The sequence below is a fragment of the Acuticoccus kalidii genome (assembly GCF_021556395.1).
In the GTDB taxonomy this organism is placed as follows: domain Bacteria; phylum Pseudomonadota; class Alphaproteobacteria; order Rhizobiales; family Amorphaceae; genus Acuticoccus; species Acuticoccus kalidii.
Map to the genome: position 1 here is coordinate 86,533 of NZ_JAKGCS010000010.1, position 15,769 is coordinate 102,301.

Annotated in this window: 14 protein-coding genes; 13 read left to right on the forward strand and 1 reads right to left on the reverse strand. The window is 67.8% G+C overall.

All coding sequences use genetic code 11. The features are described 5' to 3' along the window. The first annotated feature begins 53 nt into the window (after positions 1–53). The 13 genes from L1787_RS06395 to L1787_RS06455 all read left to right on the forward strand — a co-directional run bounded on the left by L1787_RS06395 (position 54) and on the right by L1787_RS06455 (position 14,832). Positions 54–1,226, forward strand: a complete 1,173-nt coding sequence (locus L1787_RS06395) for a deoxyguanosinetriphosphate triphosphohydrolase (RefSeq protein WP_235707842.1) — start codon at positions 54–56, stop codon at positions 1,224–1,226. Between the two features lie 83 nt (positions 1,227–1,309). After that, positions 1,310–3,037: an arginine--tRNA ligase gene (gene argS, locus L1787_RS06400; RefSeq protein ID WP_235707843.1), complete on the forward strand. Its 1,728-nt coding sequence runs from the start codon at positions 1,310–1,312 to the stop codon at positions 3,035–3,037. 128 nt (positions 3,038–3,165) lie between these two features. Further along, positions 3,166–5,991 carry an SPOR domain-containing protein gene (locus tag L1787_RS25975; protein WP_235707844.1) on the forward strand — a complete coding sequence of 942 codons (2,826 nt, stop codon included), beginning with the start codon at positions 3,166–3,168 and terminating at the stop codon, positions 5,989–5,991. A gap of 7 nt (positions 5,992–5,998) precedes the next feature. Next, the gene (nagZ, locus tag L1787_RS06410) at positions 5,999–6,997 is read left to right on the forward strand and encodes a beta-N-acetylhexosaminidase (protein ID WP_235707845.1); all 999 of its coding nucleotides are present in this window, start codon (positions 5,999–6,001) and stop codon (positions 6,995–6,997) included. Next, positions 6,994–7,815 (forward strand): segregation and condensation protein A, encoded by an 822-nt coding sequence (locus L1787_RS06415; RefSeq protein WP_235707846.1) that lies wholly within the window; start codon positions 6,994–6,996, stop codon positions 7,813–7,815. Before nagZ ends, L1787_RS06415 begins: the two co-directional genes overlap by 4 nt. After that, a complete protein-coding gene (gene scpB / locus L1787_RS06420; RefSeq protein WP_235707847.1) occupies positions 7,808–8,470 on the forward strand; it encodes an SMC-Scp complex subunit ScpB in 663 nt (220 codons plus the stop codon). Before L1787_RS06415 ends, scpB begins: the two co-directional genes overlap by 8 nt. Then, complete coding sequence (locus L1787_RS06425; protein WP_235707848.1) at positions 8,436–9,536, forward strand: ABC transporter ATP-binding protein; 1,101 nt, start codon at positions 8,436–8,438, stop codon at positions 9,534–9,536. Before scpB ends, L1787_RS06425 begins: the two co-directional genes overlap by 35 nt. 178 nt (positions 9,537–9,714) lie before the next feature. Further along, positions 9,715–9,945 carry a twin-arginine translocase TatA/TatE family subunit gene (locus L1787_RS06430; protein WP_235707849.1) on the forward strand — a complete coding sequence of 77 codons (231 nt, stop codon included), beginning with the start codon at positions 9,715–9,717 and terminating at the stop codon, positions 9,943–9,945. A gap of 15 nt (positions 9,946–9,960) precedes the next feature. Continuing rightward, on the forward strand, positions 9,961–10,524 hold the full coding sequence (tatB, locus tag L1787_RS06435; RefSeq protein WP_235707850.1) for a Sec-independent protein translocase protein TatB: 564 nt from the start codon (positions 9,961–9,963) through the stop codon (positions 10,522–10,524). Beyond that, positions 10,521–11,327: a twin-arginine translocase subunit TatC gene (gene tatC / locus L1787_RS06440; protein WP_235707851.1), complete on the forward strand. Its 807-nt coding sequence runs from the start codon at positions 10,521–10,523 to the stop codon at positions 11,325–11,327. The genes tatB and tatC overlap by 4 nt, the downstream gene beginning before the upstream one ends. 193 nt (positions 11,328–11,520) lie before the next feature. Then, positions 11,521–12,798: a serine--tRNA ligase gene (gene serS, locus L1787_RS06445; protein ID WP_235707852.1), complete on the forward strand. Its 1,278-nt coding sequence runs from the start codon at positions 11,521–11,523 to the stop codon at positions 12,796–12,798. Beyond that, positions 12,795–13,445 (forward strand): protein-L-isoaspartate(D-aspartate) O-methyltransferase, encoded by a 651-nt coding sequence (locus tag L1787_RS06450; RefSeq protein WP_235707853.1) that lies wholly within the window; start codon positions 12,795–12,797, stop codon positions 13,443–13,445. The genes serS and L1787_RS06450 overlap by 4 nt, the downstream gene beginning before the upstream one ends. A 253-nt stretch (positions 13,446–13,698) precedes the next feature. Then, on the forward strand, positions 13,699–14,832 hold the full coding sequence (locus L1787_RS06455; protein ID WP_235707854.1) for a peptidoglycan DD-metalloendopeptidase family protein: 1,134 nt from the start codon (positions 13,699–13,701) through the stop codon (positions 14,830–14,832). Between the two features lie 84 nt (positions 14,833–14,916). Here the strand turns inward: L1787_RS06455 and L1787_RS06460 are convergent, their stop codons facing one another. After that, positions 14,917–15,768 carry an ATP-binding protein gene (locus L1787_RS06460; protein WP_235707857.1) on the reverse strand — a complete coding sequence of 284 codons (852 nt, stop codon included), beginning with the start codon at positions 15,766–15,768 and terminating at the stop codon, positions 14,917–14,919. Position 15,769: the final 1 nt, after the last annotated feature.

Consider the following 15,769-nt stretch of genomic DNA (forward strand, 5'->3'; position numbering starts at 1 on the left):
GCCCTTGATATAGGGTGGCACACGACGACGCCAGAATCAGGAGAGGGACCTTCGTGCAAAACGTGCGACCATCCCCGCGCTTGCTCGCCCCTTATGCGAGCGATCCGACCAAGAGTCGTGGGCGCAGGATCGCCGAGCCGCCCTCGGCGACGCGCACGCCATTCCAGCGCGATCGCGACCGAATCGTGCATTCCTCCGCCTTCCGGCGGCTGACGCACAAGACGCAGGTCTTCATCACCACTGACGGCGACCATTATCGCACGCGCCTCACCCATTCTTTGGAGGTGGCGCAGATCGCCGGGTCGATCGCCCGCGTCCTCTCCCTCGACGAGGACCTCGCCGAAGCGCTCGCCCTCAGTCACGATTTCGGCCACACCCCGTTCGGCCACGAGGGCGAGAACGTGCTCGCCCGGCTGATGGCGCCTTATGGCGGCTTCGACCATAACGCGCAGGCCTACCGGATCGTCACCCGCCTCGAGAGCCGCTATGCCCATTTTGACGGGCTGAACCTCACCTATGAGATGCTCGAAGGCCTCGTGAAGCACAACGGGCCGCCGGCGGCGGATGCGCGCTCGCCGTTTTTGTCCGATCCCGAGCTCGCCGACCTCGATCTCGTCACCCAGGCGAGCCTCGAAGCACAGATCGCGGCGATCTCCGACGATATCGCCTATGACGCGCACGATCTCGATGACGGTTTGCGCGCCGGCATCCTCACCTTCGAGGGTGTGCGGCAGATCGACCTCGTGGCCGACATTCTCGACGAGGTGGAGCGGGAGGCGCCGGGGCTCGATCCGGCGCGGCGCACGCACGAGCTGGTGCGTCGGCAGCTCACCCGGATGATCGAGGACGTGATCGGCGAGACGATCCGCCGGATGGCGCGCGCCGGGGTTGCGACGGCGGGGGATGTTGCGGCGCACGAGGGGCCGCTCGTTGCGTTCTCCGCCGAGATGGCGACCTCCGAGAAGGCGTTGAAGACGATGCTTCACCGCGACCTCTACCGCGATCCCGACGTCCTCGCGGCGCGGGTCAAGGCGGGCCGCGTGGTCGAGGACCTTTTCGCCGCTTTCGCGAGCGATCCGTCTTTGTTGCCGGCCCAATGGTTCAGTCCCGGCGACGAGGAGGCCCGCCGCCTTCGCCGCACGTGCGACTATATCGCCGGCATGACGGACCGGTTCGCCCTCGGCGAGCATCGCCGGCTCGTCGGCGGCACGCCCGATCTCGGCTGATATGCGCGCAATACGGCCCGACCCCCTCGCGCTTGGGGGCCGGCGGCGCTAAGGAGGCGCCACTTCAGGATCCAAGGGACGTCATGCATCTCGTCGAGACACTCAAACAGGCCGTCGCCGCCATCGTGGAAGGGGAGGGGCTCACCGACGGACTGGACCGTATCGCCGTCGAGACGCCGCGCGACCCGACGCACGGGGATTTCGCCACCAATGCCGCGATGGTTCTCGCCAAGGCGGCCAAGCGCAACCCGCGCGAGCTCGGCGAGCTGATCGCGGCGCGCCTTGCCGACAGCCCGCTCGTGACGAGCGCGTCGGTCGCGGGGCCCGGCTTCGTCAACATCACGATTTCGCCCGAGGCCGCCGCCGCCGTGGTGCGCGCCGCCCAGGACGGCGCCGCCTTCACCGCGCTCGCGCAGACCGACGCGCCGCAGAAGGTGAACGTCGAATATGTATCGGCGAATCCGACCGGGCCGCTCCATGTCGGCCACGCACGCGGCGCCGTCGTCGGCGATGCGCTCGCCAACATTCTGGCGCTGCGCGGCCATGAGGTGACGCGCGAATATTATATCAACGACGCCGGCGCCCAGGTCGACGTCCTCGCCCGCTCCGCCTTCCTGCGCTATCGCGAGGCGCTCGGCGAGACGATCGAGATTCCCTCCGGCCTCTATCCCGGCGACTATCTCGTCCCCGTCGGCGAGGCGCTGGCGGCCGAGCACGGCCGCGCGCTCCTCGACCAAGAGGAGGCGGCGTGGCTGCCGCTCGTGCGCGAGACGGCGATCGCGATGATGATGGAGGCCGTGCGGGGCGATCTCGCGGTCCTCTCGATCGAGCACGGGACGTTCTTTTCCGAAAAGAGCCTGCAGAGCCCCGAGGACATTGTCGGCAAGACGATCGCCCGGCTCGAAAGCGAGGGTCTCGTTTACGAGGGCACGCTGCCCCGGCCGAAGGGGCAGGCGGAGGACTGGGAAGACCGGGAGCAGACGCTGTTCCGCTCCACCGAGTTCGGCGACGACATGGACCGCGCGCTGAAGAAGTCGGACGGCAGCTACACCTATTTCGCGTCCGACATCGCCTATCATGATCACAAGATCCAGCGCGGCTATCACCGGCTGATCGACGTGCTCGGCGCCGACCATGGCGGCTATGTGAAGCGGATGACGGCGGCGGTCGCGGCGCTGAGCCACAGAGAGGTCAAGCTCGACTGTCTCCTGTGCCAGCTCGTGAAGCTCTACCGGGCGGGCGAGCCGGTGAAAATGTCCAAGCGTGCGGGCGATTTCGTCACCCTGCGCGAGGTCGTCGACGAGGTGGGCGCCGATCCCGTCCGCTTCATGATGCTCTATCGCAAGTCCGATGCGCCGTTGGATTTCGACTTTGCCAAAGTGACCGAGCAGAGCCGCGACAATCCGGTCTTTTATGTGCAGTACGCCCATGCCCGCTGCGCCTCGGTGAAGCGTCAGGCGGTCGAGGCGTTCGATGCGACGATCCTCGATGACCTTGCGTCGGCGCCTTTGGAATCGTTGGCCGATTCCGGTGAGCGGAGCCTCGTGGTCGCCCTTGCTCTGTGGCCCCAACTCCTCGCCAGTGCGGCGGACGTCGCCGAACCCCACCGGGTCGCGTTCTATTTGCACGAGCTTGCTGCCGCCTTGCATACGCAATGGAACAGGGGCAAGGATGATGTCACGCTACGGTTCGTTAACGCCGAAGCGCGAGACTTGACGCGGGCGCGGCTCGCGCTCGTCGAGGCTGTCCAGGCGGTGTTGCGTCAGGGGCTTTCGGCGCTGGGTGTCAGCGCGCCGAATGAGATGCGGTAGCCGGTTCGTCAAAGCCGGTTGGCGCCTCGAAGCGGAGTGCAAGTTTGAGTGGCGGGCGAACCATGAACGGTCCGACGCGATCCTCCTCATTTGAGCGGCCGTCTCCGGCGCGAGCGGACGAGAGGCGTGTGCCTGATTCCGGCGACGTGTTCGACGAACTGGATCAGTTCGTCGATGCCGACCCGGTCGGATGGGCTCCGCCCCGCACCAAGGCGCGCGAGCCTGAAAAGGCCGTCGACGCAGCGGGGGATGATCTCGATTCCGAGGCGCGCGGCGCGATCGAAGCGCCGTCCGACCCGCAGCGCCGCAGGCCGGATCCTGAGCCTGAGGCGGCTTCCGACGCGCCGGCCGCAACGGGTTGGGACGATGATGCGGCGTGGTCCGCCTCGGACGATGATGATGTCGTCCACCAGGGGCCGGACGATGATGATGTCGTCCATCAGCCAATGACCGACGGCCTCGCCGCCGAGGGAATGGACGACGATACCATCCCCGAGGGCGAGGACGACGCGCACGAAGACGATGGCCGGTTCACCGATGACGCCGAGGCAGGGTTCCCGGACGAGGACGCGTTCCTCGACACCGAGCCTGTCAGGGCGGCGCCGGAGGACGACCCGATCGGCGCCGCCTTCAGTTCGAGCCATGGTTCGGCGCGGCGCGACGCCTTCGCAAAGCGGCTGAGCGACGAGTTGTCCCGGCCTGCGGGCGCGCGTGATCCCGAGCCTGTGGCCGAACCCGAGCCGGAGCCCGACGCGGCGAGCGAATCCTTCGTGATGCGCGCCGACGAGCCGGAGGACGACGAAGAAGCCGCTTTCTTCGAGCCGGACTTCGAAGTCGATTTCGAGCGCGAGTTCGCGGCCGAGCGGCCCGTCGCGCGCGCCGTTTCGGACGATGAGGCCGATCCGCTCATGGAGCCGGACGCGGCGGAGCCGTATCACGCGATGCCGGACGTCGATTTCGAGGACGAGAATCTCGAACCTGAGCGCATCGAAGCGCAGACGCCGCCGCCCGCGACGGTCGCGCCAGCCAGACCGCGCCGGCCGGTGACGACGCCGACCTTGCGCGTGCCGATCGAGGCGCAGCTTGCCCACACCCGCGTACGCCCGGCCGACGATGCCGGCGCCCCCCGGACCGCGCCCGCCGCGCCGGTCAAGGCGCGTGCCGGTCCCCCCGAGGACATCGACGACCTTCCGACCCCGTCGGCCCCAGTGACGTCGGAGCCTGCCGACGCCCTCGAATGGGAACTCGACAACGCGATCGGCGCCATCATCGCCAACGGACGCGCCAAACCCCAGGATCCGCCGCCGGCGGACGACGAAACGACCGAGCCTCTTCTGCCAGCATTGCCTTCGAACCGCGCGGCGCCATCGCGACCGCAGAGCGAGGACGTGCGCGCGACGTCGACACCCGCGCCCCCTGTCGACGACAGCGCGCAGACCGCGCCGAAGCCGCCATCTGCGCCGGCAACGCTCACGCAGCCGGCCGGTATCGGGGTCAAGCGCTCGAAGCCGATCCCGACCTTCCGTTTCGAGCGGCGCGAGGAGACGGCCGAGCCGTTCCCGGCCGCGCCGCCCGACATGGATGACCCGCTCGCCCGCGTCTTCTTCCCCGACAGCCACGACCGGCAAGGGGAGGGCGAAGCCTATGAAGACGACGAGCCCCTCGTCGATCTCGCCGGCTATGACGATGACTATGACGACGACGACGATTTTGCCGCGCGCGATTATGACGATCTGCCGCCGTCGCTGAGCCGCGCGGCCGCGGCCGGCCGGCAAAGTCGGACACGCTCGCGCACCGTCGGGATCGCGGCACTCGTCGGCGTCGTGGCGATCCTCGGTGTGGGGGGCTATCTCGCGCTCGGCCTCTTCACCGGGGGCCGTGTGACCACCGGCGAGCCGCGCGTGATCCAGGCCGACGCGCGGAATGTGAAGGTGCGCGCCGAAGAGACCGAATCGAGCGCGCTGCCCGATATCGCCGAACGGACGGCGCTCGGCGACAGCGAACAGCTCGTGATGCCGGACCGCGTGCGCATCGACAGCGTCGCCGCCGCCGAGGACGAATTCGACGATGGTGAGACCGGCGACGGTCTCGTCTCGCGCCGCGTGCGGACCGTCGTCGTCCGGCCCGACGGGACGATCGTTCCGGCCGATCAGGTGGGCAGTGGCTCGGCGCGTCCGGCCCGCACCGCGGCGCGGCAGTCGGCCGCGAGCCCCGCAACCTCCGACCCCGCGGGCCCCAACACCGCGAACACCGTCGCCGGCCTGCCGCCGGCCGCCGGGGATCAAGCGCCCGCATCATCGGCCGACGAGACGGGCGCCTTCCCGGCAGCGGACGACGGTTTCGATCCGTCCGACGACGGAAGCGGCGCCTTGGAAGCGTTCATGAACGGCGCGTCGAGCGTCAACGAGGACGAGGCGACGAGCGAAGCGGACCAGGAGCTCGGCGTCGATGACGGGGACGCCACCGGCGAAACTGGTACGGTGACCCAGGTCCCGGTGCGCCGGCCGACGCCTCCGCCGCGCCGGACCTCGGTCGCGTCCAACAATTCGAGCGTCGCTTCGGCCGAGACCGCCACCGCCAACCCGTCCGCCTACGTCGAGCCCCGCGCCGACCAAGGCGGCAGTGGCCGCACGCCGGTCGACAACAATGTCGTCCGTCCGGGCGCCTCGCCGCAGGTCGCCGCAATGTCGGCCGCGCCGGCCTCGGCGGCCCCGTGGGGGGTGCAGGTCTCCTCCCAACGGAGCCAGGCGGACGCCGAAGCCTCGTTCCGCAATCTGCAATCGCGCTTCCCGTCGGTCCTTGCCAACGTGCAGCCGCTCATCCTCCAGGCCGACGTCGGCAATCGCGGGATCTTCTATCGCGTTCGGATCCCCGCGCAGACGCGCAACGAAGCCGTCAGCGTTTGCCAGCAATTGAAATCGGCCGGTGCCGACTGTTTCGTGGGACGCAACTGAGACGATGATGGCTCCTCTCATTGTCGGCCTCGCCGGCATTCGGCTTCGTGAAGACGAGCGCGCCTTCCTTGCCGAAACGCGGCCGCTCGGCATCATCCTCTTCGCGCGCAATATCGGCTCGGCCGAGGAGATCGAACGGCTCGTCGCCGACGCCAAGGCGGCGTCGGGCGCGAGTCTCGTCTTCATCGACCAGGAGGGCGGCCGCGTTCAGCGCATCCGGCCGCCTTTGGTGCCGCGTTATCCGCCGGCCGCCGCGATCGGCCGCGTCTTCGAGGCGGACGAGGCGGCCGGCCGGCGCGCGGCCTATCTCGTCGGCTATCTGATCGCCTCCGACCTTGCCCGTTTCGGCATCAACGCGCCGTGCCTGCCGGTCGCCGACGTCCCGGTGCCAGGCAGCCACGACGTGATCGGCGACCGCGCCTATGCGACGACGCCGGGCGCCGTGGCGATCCTTGCCGGTGCGGCCGCGGCCGGGGTGAAGGCGGCGGGCGGCTTTCCGGTGCTGAAGCACATTCCGGGTCATGGCCGCGCGGCGGTGGACAGCCACGTCTCGCTGCCCGTCGTCGATGCCTCGCGGGAGGCGCTCGAGGCCGATTTCACGCCATTCCGTGAACTGTCCGCGCTGCCGATGGCGATGACGGCGCATGTGCGTTACACCGCCCTCGATCCGGCGCGCTGCGCGACGCTGTCGCCGACGGTCATCAACCTCATTCGGAACGAGATCGGCTTCGACGGCTTGCTGATGAGCGACGACATTTCCATGGGCGCCCTCGGCTCCGACCTTGCGGACAACGCGGCCGCCGCGCTCGCCGCCGGATGCGACTGTGTCCTCCATTGCAATGGCGATCTCGCCGAGATGCGTCTTCTCGCGGATCATCTGGCGCCGATGGCCCCGCTCGCCGCGCGCCGCCTCGCCCAGGTGCTGAACGGCCGGAGCGCGCCGGAGGCGGGGGATATCGAGGCGATGCGGGAGGAATTCGCGGCCCTGACGGGAGCGGCCGTGTGAGCGAGGATCCGCCGCATCTGCGTCTCGTCGACGATTTCGAGGATCCGCCCCGCACCCCATTGGAAGACGACGACATGCTTCATGTCGACGTCGCCGGCTTCGAGGGGCCGCTCGACCTTCTTCTCGCCCTCGCGCGGCGCAACCAGGTGGATCTCATGAAGATCCAGATCCTGCCGCTCGCCGAGCAATATCTCGCCTTCATCAAGCGGGCGAAGGATCTGCGGATCGAGCTTGCCGCGGACTTCCTGGTGATGGCCGCCTGGCTCGCCTTCCTGAAAAGCCGCCTTCTGGCGCCAGACGAGAATGACGGCGGCGCCGACGGGGAAGAACTCGCCGAGGATCTCGCCTTCCGCCTTCGCCGCCTCGAGGCGATGCGCGAGGCAGCGGATGCGCTGTTTGCCCGTCCGCGGCTCGGCCTTCATCTGTTCGCCCGCGGGGCGCCGGAAGTGCCGATCATCCACGAGGAAAAGAGCTACAAGGGCTCCCTCTACGAGCTTCTTTCGGCCTATGGCACGGTCCGTCAGGTCGAGCTGGCGCGCGATACCAAGATGGAAAAGCGGCCGGTCTTTTCCCTCGTCGACGCGCGGCGGGTGATGGAGCGGATCGTCGGCGGTCATGCCGAGTGGCTTCCCTTGGAGGCGCTCATCGCGGCGATGCCCTCGCACGAGAGCCGCCGGGCGGTGATTGCGTCGACCTTCGGCGCGGCGCTCGAGATGGCGCGCGAGGGTAAGATCTCGGTGCGGCAGAGCGCGCCCTTCGCGCCGCTCTATCTGCGCTCGAATGGAATGGACGGAGCGGAGACGAACAAAGATGGCTGAACCCGTCACCCTATTCGGCGGTGGACCGGGACAGAGCGAGGCGCTGCGCCGCTTGGAGGCGGTCCTTTTCGCCTCCGCCGGACCGTTGACCGAGGAGGCGCTCGCCGCGCGGCTTCCCGAAGAGGACAATCTGTCCCACCGCCTGCGTCAATTGCAGACCATCTACGCCAATCGCGGCATCAATCTCGTCGAGGTGGCGGACGGCTGGGCGTTCCGCACAGCGGGCGATCTCGCTTATCTCATGACCGCTGAGCGGGTCGCCGAGCGCCGCCTGTCGCGCGCCGCGATGGAGACGCTCGCGATCATCGCCTACCATCAGCCGGTCACGCGCGCGGAGATCGAGGAGGTGCGCGGGGTTGCGGTCGGCAAGGGGACGCTCGATATCCTCCTCGAAACCGGATGGGTGCGGCTGAGGGGCCGGCGGCGGTTGCCCGGCCGCCCGGTGACGTTCGGGACGACGGCGGCGTTCTTGGATGCCTTCTCGCTCGCCGCGATCACCGATCTTCCCGGCCTCGACGATCTGAAGGGCGCCGGGCTTCTCGAGGGAACGCCCCCTGCGGGCTTCTCCGTCCCGATACCGCGGGATGACGATGCACTGGACGCCGATGAGGACCCACTCGATGCAGATGACGGCGACGACGCCCCCGCGCTCTGACGCGATCGACGCGCAAGCGGCCGTCAGCCCGTTGGTGATGAAGGATATTTCCTTCTCGATCGGCGGGAAACGGATCCTGTCCGATGTCTCGCTCGAGGTGAAGCCGCGCGAGATCGTTTGCCTTTTGGGTCCCTCTGGTTGCGGCAAAACGACGCTTTTGCGCATTGCCGCCGGGATCGAGCGCCAAGGAGCGGGGACGGTGAGCGTCGGCGGCCAGGTGGTCGCGGACGGGCGCTCCTTCGTGCCCGCTGAGGCGCGCAAGCTCGGCCTCGTGTTCCAGGATCTCGCGCTGTTTCCGCATCTGCGCGTCACCGACAATGTGAGTTATGGGCTGAGCAAGATCGGCCGCGCCGAAAGCGGTCGGCGGGCGGCCGAGGCGCTCGCCCATGTCGGTCTCGCCGGTTACGAGCGGGCCTATCCGCACGAACTCTCGGGCGGCCAACAGCAGCGCGTCGCGCTCGTCCGCGCGCTCCTACCGGCGCCGAGTGTCGTCTTGTTCGACGAGCCGTTCTCCGGTCTCGACCGAGGGCTCCGGGACACGGTGCGCGAGGACACTCTGGCGCTCCTGCGCGAGCGCGAGGCGACCGCGGTGATGGTGACGCACGACCCGGAGGAGGCGCTCGCCGTCGCGGACCGCATCGCCTTGATGCGCGACGGGCGCATCATTCAGACCGCGACGCCGGAGGAGATCTGGCGCTGGCCGGTCGATCTCGAGGCGGCGAAGGTCTTCTCGAGCCTCAACATCTTTCGCGGGCGTGCCGCCGGCGGTCTTCTCGAAACTCCGATCGGCCGCATTCCCGTCGGCCCGGACCATGAGGGCAAGCGCGTCGTGGTCGCCTTCCGCCCCGACGCGCTGCGGGTGTTCCCCGCCGATCGCGATGCGGGTGTGGATGCGCGGGTTCTGCGCCGCCGCTTTTTCGGAACCCATATGGAGCTGACGACCGCGGTCGGCGACGTAGAATTGCAGCTTCGCGCCGAGCCGTATCTCGTCCCCCATGGCGAGCGGGTCCGGGTGCAGGCGGATTTTCGTCAGGCGATCGTGCTGGATGACGAAGAATTATCATAGTCGCCGGCCCTGAGGCGCGCTATAGGTGGCGGTCGACAGTCGCGATCCTCCCGTAATCGGGAGGGGGATTTCGAAACCCCGGCACTCGGGGTCGAAATCGGCGGAACAGAGGCGGCTGGTGCAGTTGTGCTGCGGTGCGTGCTCCGGTCAAACGAGAACGAAAAAGAGGTAGTGAGACATGGGTATCAGCGTCTGGCAGATCCTCATCATCGGTGTGATCCTCGTGCTGCTTTTCGGTCGCGGGAAGATCTCCGAGCTGATGGGAGACGTCGCCAAGGGGATCAACAGCTTCAAGAAGGGGCTCGCGGAGGACGATGACAGCGCGCGCAACGAGACCGCGCGCACGATCGACCACACCCCGGCATCCACCGTGAACACGAAGGATGCTGAGAAAAGCCGCAGCGCCTAACCCGAGACCACGCGAGTGTTTGACATTGCCTGGACGGAGTTGCTCGTCGTCGCGGTGATCGCCATCATCGTGGTCGGTCCGAAGGAGCTGCCGGGCATGTTGCGGGCCTTCGGCAAGACCTTCGGTCAGGTCCGCCGCACGGCGCGCGAGTTCCAGAACACCTTCAACGATGCGCTCCGCGAGGCGGAGCGACAGGCGAACCTCGACGAGGTGAAGAAGGATATGGCCGGGGTGTCGAAATCGATCGACGCCGTGAAGTCGATCGATCCGACGAAGAGCGTCCGCAAGGGCCTCGACGACGCGAAGGCGTCCGTCTCGTCCACCGTCGACGCGAAGCAGCCGGTGCCCGACAGCGTGCCGCTGACGCCCGAGAGCGTACCGCCGAGTTCCGACGGTGCGCCGCTGAATGGCGGCGGCGGCGATGGTGGAAGCGGCGGAGGCGACACCCACGGAGCCCGTGAGACGACGACGGGCTCGGCGGCCGAGCCGCAACGTCCGGTGCCGGCGGCCGCGCCCGCCGAAGCGCCCCCGGTCGTCACCGAACGACAGCCCGAGGCCGCTGGAGGCGAACGGCGATGACGCACGAAGATATCGAGGCGTCGAGTGCACCCCTGATCGAACATCTGATCGAGCTGCGCTCGCGGCTCATCAAATCGATCATCGCGATCGCGATCGCCTTCATCGTCTGCTTCTATTTCGCGGCCGACATCTTCAACATCCTGATCGTCCCCTATGAGCGGGCGGCAGGCAACGTGCGCGATATCCAGTTCATCTATACCGCGCCGCAAGAATATTTCTTCACGCAGCTGAAGCTGGCGCTGTTCGGGGCGCTCTTCCTCGCCTTTCCGGTCATCGCCTCGCAGATCTACATGTTCGTGGCGCCGGGGCTCTATCACAACGAGCGGGGCGCGTTCCGGCCCTTCCTGGTCGCGACGCCGATCCTCTTCGCGATGGGGGCGGCGCTCGTCTATTTCGTGGTGATGCCGCTCGCGATGGGCTTCTTCCTGTCGATGGAGCAGCAGGGCAACGGCGATCAGGCCTCGATCCAGCTCCTCGCGCGGACGAGCGAGTATCTGAACCTCATCATGATCCTGATCTTCGCGTTCGGGATCGTGTTTCAGACGCCGGTTATCCTGACGCTGCTGGGGCGTGCCGGTCTCGTCACGGCCGATCAGCTTCGCAAGAAGCGCAAATATGCGATCGTGATCGCCTTCATCATCGCCGCGATTTTGACTCCGCCCGATCCGATCAGCCAGATCGGCCTCGCCGTGCCGGGCTTGATCCTCTACGAGATCTCGATCCTCTCGGTTCGCCGTCTCGAGCTGAAGCGCGAACGCGAAGCGGCCGCCGCCGCCGCCGCGGAGGCCGCGGACGGCGAGTAGACGCGGGCGAACCCACGCTAAACGGACGAGGCCGGACGGAACGCCGTCCGGCCTCGTTGCGTTTTGCGCCTCCAGTGACCGGCCCGGATTCGCCGACGCCTATGGTGAACCGGCCATGTCGCTTGTATAGGACCAAGAGCCCGCGCCCCGGGAGAGAGCGCGGCTCCCACGCCAGACCGCCAGAGAAAGAGCTATGTTCGATATCCGCGCCGTCCGCGACGCGCCCGACGCCTTCGACGCCGCGCTGAAGAAGCGCGGAATGGAGCCGGCCGCCGCGCGTCTCATCGCCCTCGACGACAATCGCCGCAACATCATCTCCCGCCTGCAGGACGCGCAGACCAAGCGCAACACCGCCTCGAAGGCGATCGGCAAGGCGAAGGCGGCGAAGGACGAGGAGGCGGCCCAGCAGCTCATCGACGAGGTCGCCACGCTGAAGGCCGAGATCCAGGCCGGCGAGGATGCCGAGCGTACCGCGAGCGAGGCGCTTCACGAGGCGCTCGCCGCGCTCCCCAACATGGTCCTCGCGGACGTCCCGGAGGGAGAGAGCGAGAGCGACAATGTCGAGCTGCGCCGCATCGGCGAGCCGCGTGCCTTCTCGTTCCCCGCGAAGGAGCACGACGCGCTCGGCGAGGGGCTCGGGCTGATGGACGTCGAGAAGGCGGCGATGCTGGCGGGCTCGCGCTTCACGATCCTCACCGGCAAGCTCGCCCGTCTCGAGCGCGCGCTCGGTCAGTTCATGATCGATCTGCACACCAACACCCACGGCTATCTCGAGGTGAGCCCGCCGCTTTTGGTGCGCGACGCGCCGGTGTTCGGCACGGCCCAGCTTCCGAAATTCGCCGATGATCTCTTCAAGACCACGGACGGACGCTGGCTGATCCCGACCGCCGAGGTGCCGCTCACCAATCTGGTGCGCGAGCAGATCCTCGACGCGGCGGCGCTTCCCCTGCGCTTCACCGCGCTGACGCCCTGTTTCCGCTCCGAGGCGGGCTCGGCCGGCCGCGACACGCATGGGATGCTGCGCCAGCACCAGTTCCAGAAGTGCGAGCTCGTGTCGATCACGACGCCGGAGGCCTCGCTCGACGAGCAGGAGCGGATGGTCGGCTGCGCCGAGGCGGTGCTGAAGGCGCTCGGCCTGCCGTACCGCGTCGTGACGCTCTCCACCGGCGATATCGGCTTCGCCGCTCAGCGCACCTACGATATCGAGGTCTGGCTGCCGGGCCAGAACACCTATCGCGAGATTTCCTCCGTCTCGGTCTGCGGTGATTTCCAGGCCCGCCGGATGGACGCCCGCTACCGGCCCGCGCCGGATGCCGCGCCAGGCTTCGTTCACACATTGAACGGATCGGGCGTCGCGGTCGGCCGCGCGTTGATCGCCGTGATGGAGAATTATCAGGAAGAGGACGGTTCGATCCGCGTGCCCGAGATTCTCTTGCCGTACACGGGGTTTGACCGCATATCGGCTGAATGAGCGAAGACGAGGAGGCCATCGCGCGAGCCGAGCTCGCGATGCACCTTCGCCGCCAGAATGTCGCCTCGCGCGCCACTCTGGCGGCCCTCGAAGGCGTGCCCCGGTCGCTCTTTCTGGGGGCCCGCCACAAACGCCTCGCCTATCAGGACCGCGCCGCCCCGATCGATTGCGGGCAGACGATCTCCCAGCCCACCATCGTCGCGATGATGACCGACGCGTTGGAGCTGCGCCCCGACATGACGGTCCTCGAGATCGGGACGGGGTCGGGCTATCAGGCGGCGATCCTCGCCCGCATCGCCGCGCACGTCTTTACGGTCGAGCGCTATCACATGCTCTCCGAACTCGCCGCCGAGCGGCTGCGCGTGCTGCGCATCGACAACGTCTCGTTCAAGGTCGGCGACGGCCATGACGGATGGGACGAGCACGCCCCGTTCGACCGCATCATCATGACCGCCGCCGCCGTTGCCGTTCCCGAGGCGCTCGTCAGCCAGCTCGCTCCGGGGGGCATTCTGGTCGCGCCGATCGGTGATCAGGGACACACGCAAGAGTTGTTAAAGTGCCGCCTTACGGCCGACGGTCTAGAAGGCGAGCGGATCGCCGACGTTCGCTTCGTGCCGCTGGTCCCCGGCGTCGCAGGGGTTCTGTGACACCACTGCAACACTCGCGCACGATGCTGAAAAGCATAACAAAAACCAAGCATTTCCGGGCAATGTGCCGCCGCCGATTAAAGTTTCGTTAGCGTCTCCACGCGCCTTATGGGGGCCTCGTTATTTTGGGCGCAGAGGGGTGCGAGTCATGCGCGAGGGACTGCGGCGTTTCGGGCAATCGGGGGCGGCGAAGATCGTTCTGGTTGCGTCGCTGGCCGGTATTGCTGCTGGGTGTTCTTCGGGCTCAGCACGGTTGGGCGACGGTCCGCTCTTCGCCGGCTCGGCGGCACAGCAGCAAACCGGCGCAATCGAATCCACCGATCTCGCACCGATGGGCGGTCCGACCGCGCTTGCCGCCCATAATGCGACCGGCACCATCAAGACGCCGCAGGCGCTGAAGGCGCGCGGTTGGAGCGTCGAGGGTGCACCGATCGTCGAAGTCACCAGCGCCGACACGGCGACGACGTTGAGCCAGGGCTATGGCGTTCCGGTCAATGTGATCCTCGAGGCGAACGGCCTCACGAATGCCGAACAGATCCGCGCCGGCCAGCGCCTCGTCATTCCGACTTATACCTATCGCGATCAGCCGACCGTGACGCCGGAAGAGGCGACCGCGACCGTCGTCGCGTCCTCGAACCTTCTCGGCGCACCGGCGACCACCTTGAACGAGCAGGCCCAGGAGGCGCGTTACACCGTCAAACCCGGCGACACGCTCTATTCGATCTCGACCTCGCACGGGGTGTCGCAAGCCGACGTCGCGCGCCTTAACGGTCTTCCGTCGAACGGCACGGTCCAGCTCGGTCAGACGCTGCGCATTCCGAACCAGGCGAACATCGCGGCCCAGGAGCCGACGAAGGAGACGCAAGTCGCCTCCTTGCCGCCCGAGCAGAACGCCGGCCAGACGATGACCGACGCGACGCCCGACGTCGCGCAGGAACGCGAAACCATCGCCAACGCGACGCCGACGGTGTCCGAGCCCGCCGCGCCCGGCGTCGCATCGGCCGGTGCGAGCGGTTTCCGCTGGCCCGTTCGCGGCCGCATCATCGCCGGCTTCGGCGTCCAGGCCGACGGTGCGCGCAACGAGGGCATCAACCTCGCCGTTCCGGCCGGAACGCCCGTTCTCGCCGCCGAAGAGGGCACCGTGATCTATGCGGGCAGCGAGCTCGAGGGGTACGGCAATCTCGTCCTCGTCCAGCACAAGGACGACTGGGTGTCCGCCTATGCCCACAACGACCAGCTCAAGGTCCAGCGCGGCGACAAGGTGAAACGCGGCCAGCTCATCGCCAATGTCGGCAAGACCGGCTCGGTCGACCAGCCGCAGCTCCACTTCGAGCTTCGCCGCAAGTCGAAGCCGGTCGACCCGCTGCCGCACCTGTCGGGCGCCTGATCGCCCCCACTGCGACGACGACCCCATAAAAAAGGCCCCCGGATCCGATCCGGGGGCCTTTTTCGTGGCGCGAACGGCGAAGCGTCAGGCGGCCTTCATCGCGACGCCGAGGCGGCCGGCGAGATCCTGAACATATTGCCAGGCGACACGGCCGGAGCGGGAGCCGCGCGTCGTCGACCATTCGAGCGCCTCGTGGCGGAGCGTTTCGGGGGCGATCTTAATCCCGAAGGCGTCGACATAGCCGTTCACCATCGACAGATATTCGTCCTGCGAGCAGCGGTGGAAGCCGAGCCAGAGGCCGAAGCGATCGGAGAGGGAGACTTTCTCCTCCACCGCGTCGCCGGGATTGATCGCGGTGCCGCGCTCGTTCTCCACCATGTCGCGGGCCAGGATGTGGCGCCGGTTGGACGTCGCATAAAAGAGGACGTTTTCCGGCCGCCCTTCGACGCCGCCATCGAGCACGGCCTTCAGCGACTTATAGGAGGTCTCACCCGCGTCGAAGGAGAGGTCGTCGCACAGGATGAGGAAGCGGTGCGGGGTGGGACGCAAGAGACCCATGAGGCTCGGCAGGCTCGCGATGTCCTCGCGGTGGATCTCGACGAGCTTGAGGCCCGGAATCGCCGCATGGGCCGCTTTGACGAGCGAGGACTTGCCCATGCCGCGCGCGCCCCACAACAGGGCGTTGTTCGCCGGGAGGCCCTTTGCGAACCGCTCGGTGTTTTCAAGGAGGCGGTCGCGGTTGGCGTCGATGCCCTTCAAAAGGCCGATATCGACCCGGCTCACGGCCGGCACCGGCGAGAGGACGCCGGTTTCGGCGTGCCACATGAATGCGTCCGCGGCGTCGAATTGCGGGGCCGGGCGCGCGGGCGGCGCCCAGCGCTCCAGAACCGCGATCAGGTGATCGAGGCGTTGGATGAGGTCGTCATTCGTGGACATG

What these genes read in the sequence shown, in the direction of transcription:
- argS (WP_235707843.1), top strand. Translation starts at nt 1,310, where the DNA reads ATGCATCTCGTCGAGACACTCAAACAGGCCGTCGCCGCCATCGTGGAA.
- nagZ (WP_235707845.1), top strand. Translation starts at nt 5,999, where the DNA reads ATGGCTCCTCTCATTGTCGGCCTCGCCGGCATTCGGCTTCGTGAAGAC.
- scpB (WP_235707847.1), top strand. Translation starts at nt 7,808, where the DNA reads ATGGCTGAACCCGTCACCCTATTCGGCGGTGGACCGGGACAGAGCGAG.
- L1787_RS06425 (WP_235707848.1), top strand. Translation starts at nt 8,436, where the DNA reads ATGCAGATGACGGCGACGACGCCCCCGCGCTCTGACGCGATCGACGCG.
- L1787_RS06430 (WP_235707849.1), top strand. Translation starts at nt 9,715, where the DNA reads ATGGGTATCAGCGTCTGGCAGATCCTCATCATCGGTGTGATCCTCGTG.
- tatC (WP_235707851.1), top strand. Translation starts at nt 10,521, where the DNA reads ATGACGCACGAAGATATCGAGGCGTCGAGTGCACCCCTGATCGAACAT.
- serS (WP_235707852.1), top strand. Translation starts at nt 11,521, where the DNA reads ATGTTCGATATCCGCGCCGTCCGCGACGCGCCCGACGCCTTCGACGCC.
- L1787_RS06450 (WP_235707853.1), top strand. Translation starts at nt 12,795, where the DNA reads ATGAGCGAAGACGAGGAGGCCATCGCGCGAGCCGAGCTCGCGATGCAC.
- L1787_RS06460 (WP_235707857.1), bottom strand. Translation starts at nt 15,768, where the DNA reads ATGTCCACGAATGACGACCTCATCCAACGCCTCGATCACCTGATCGCG.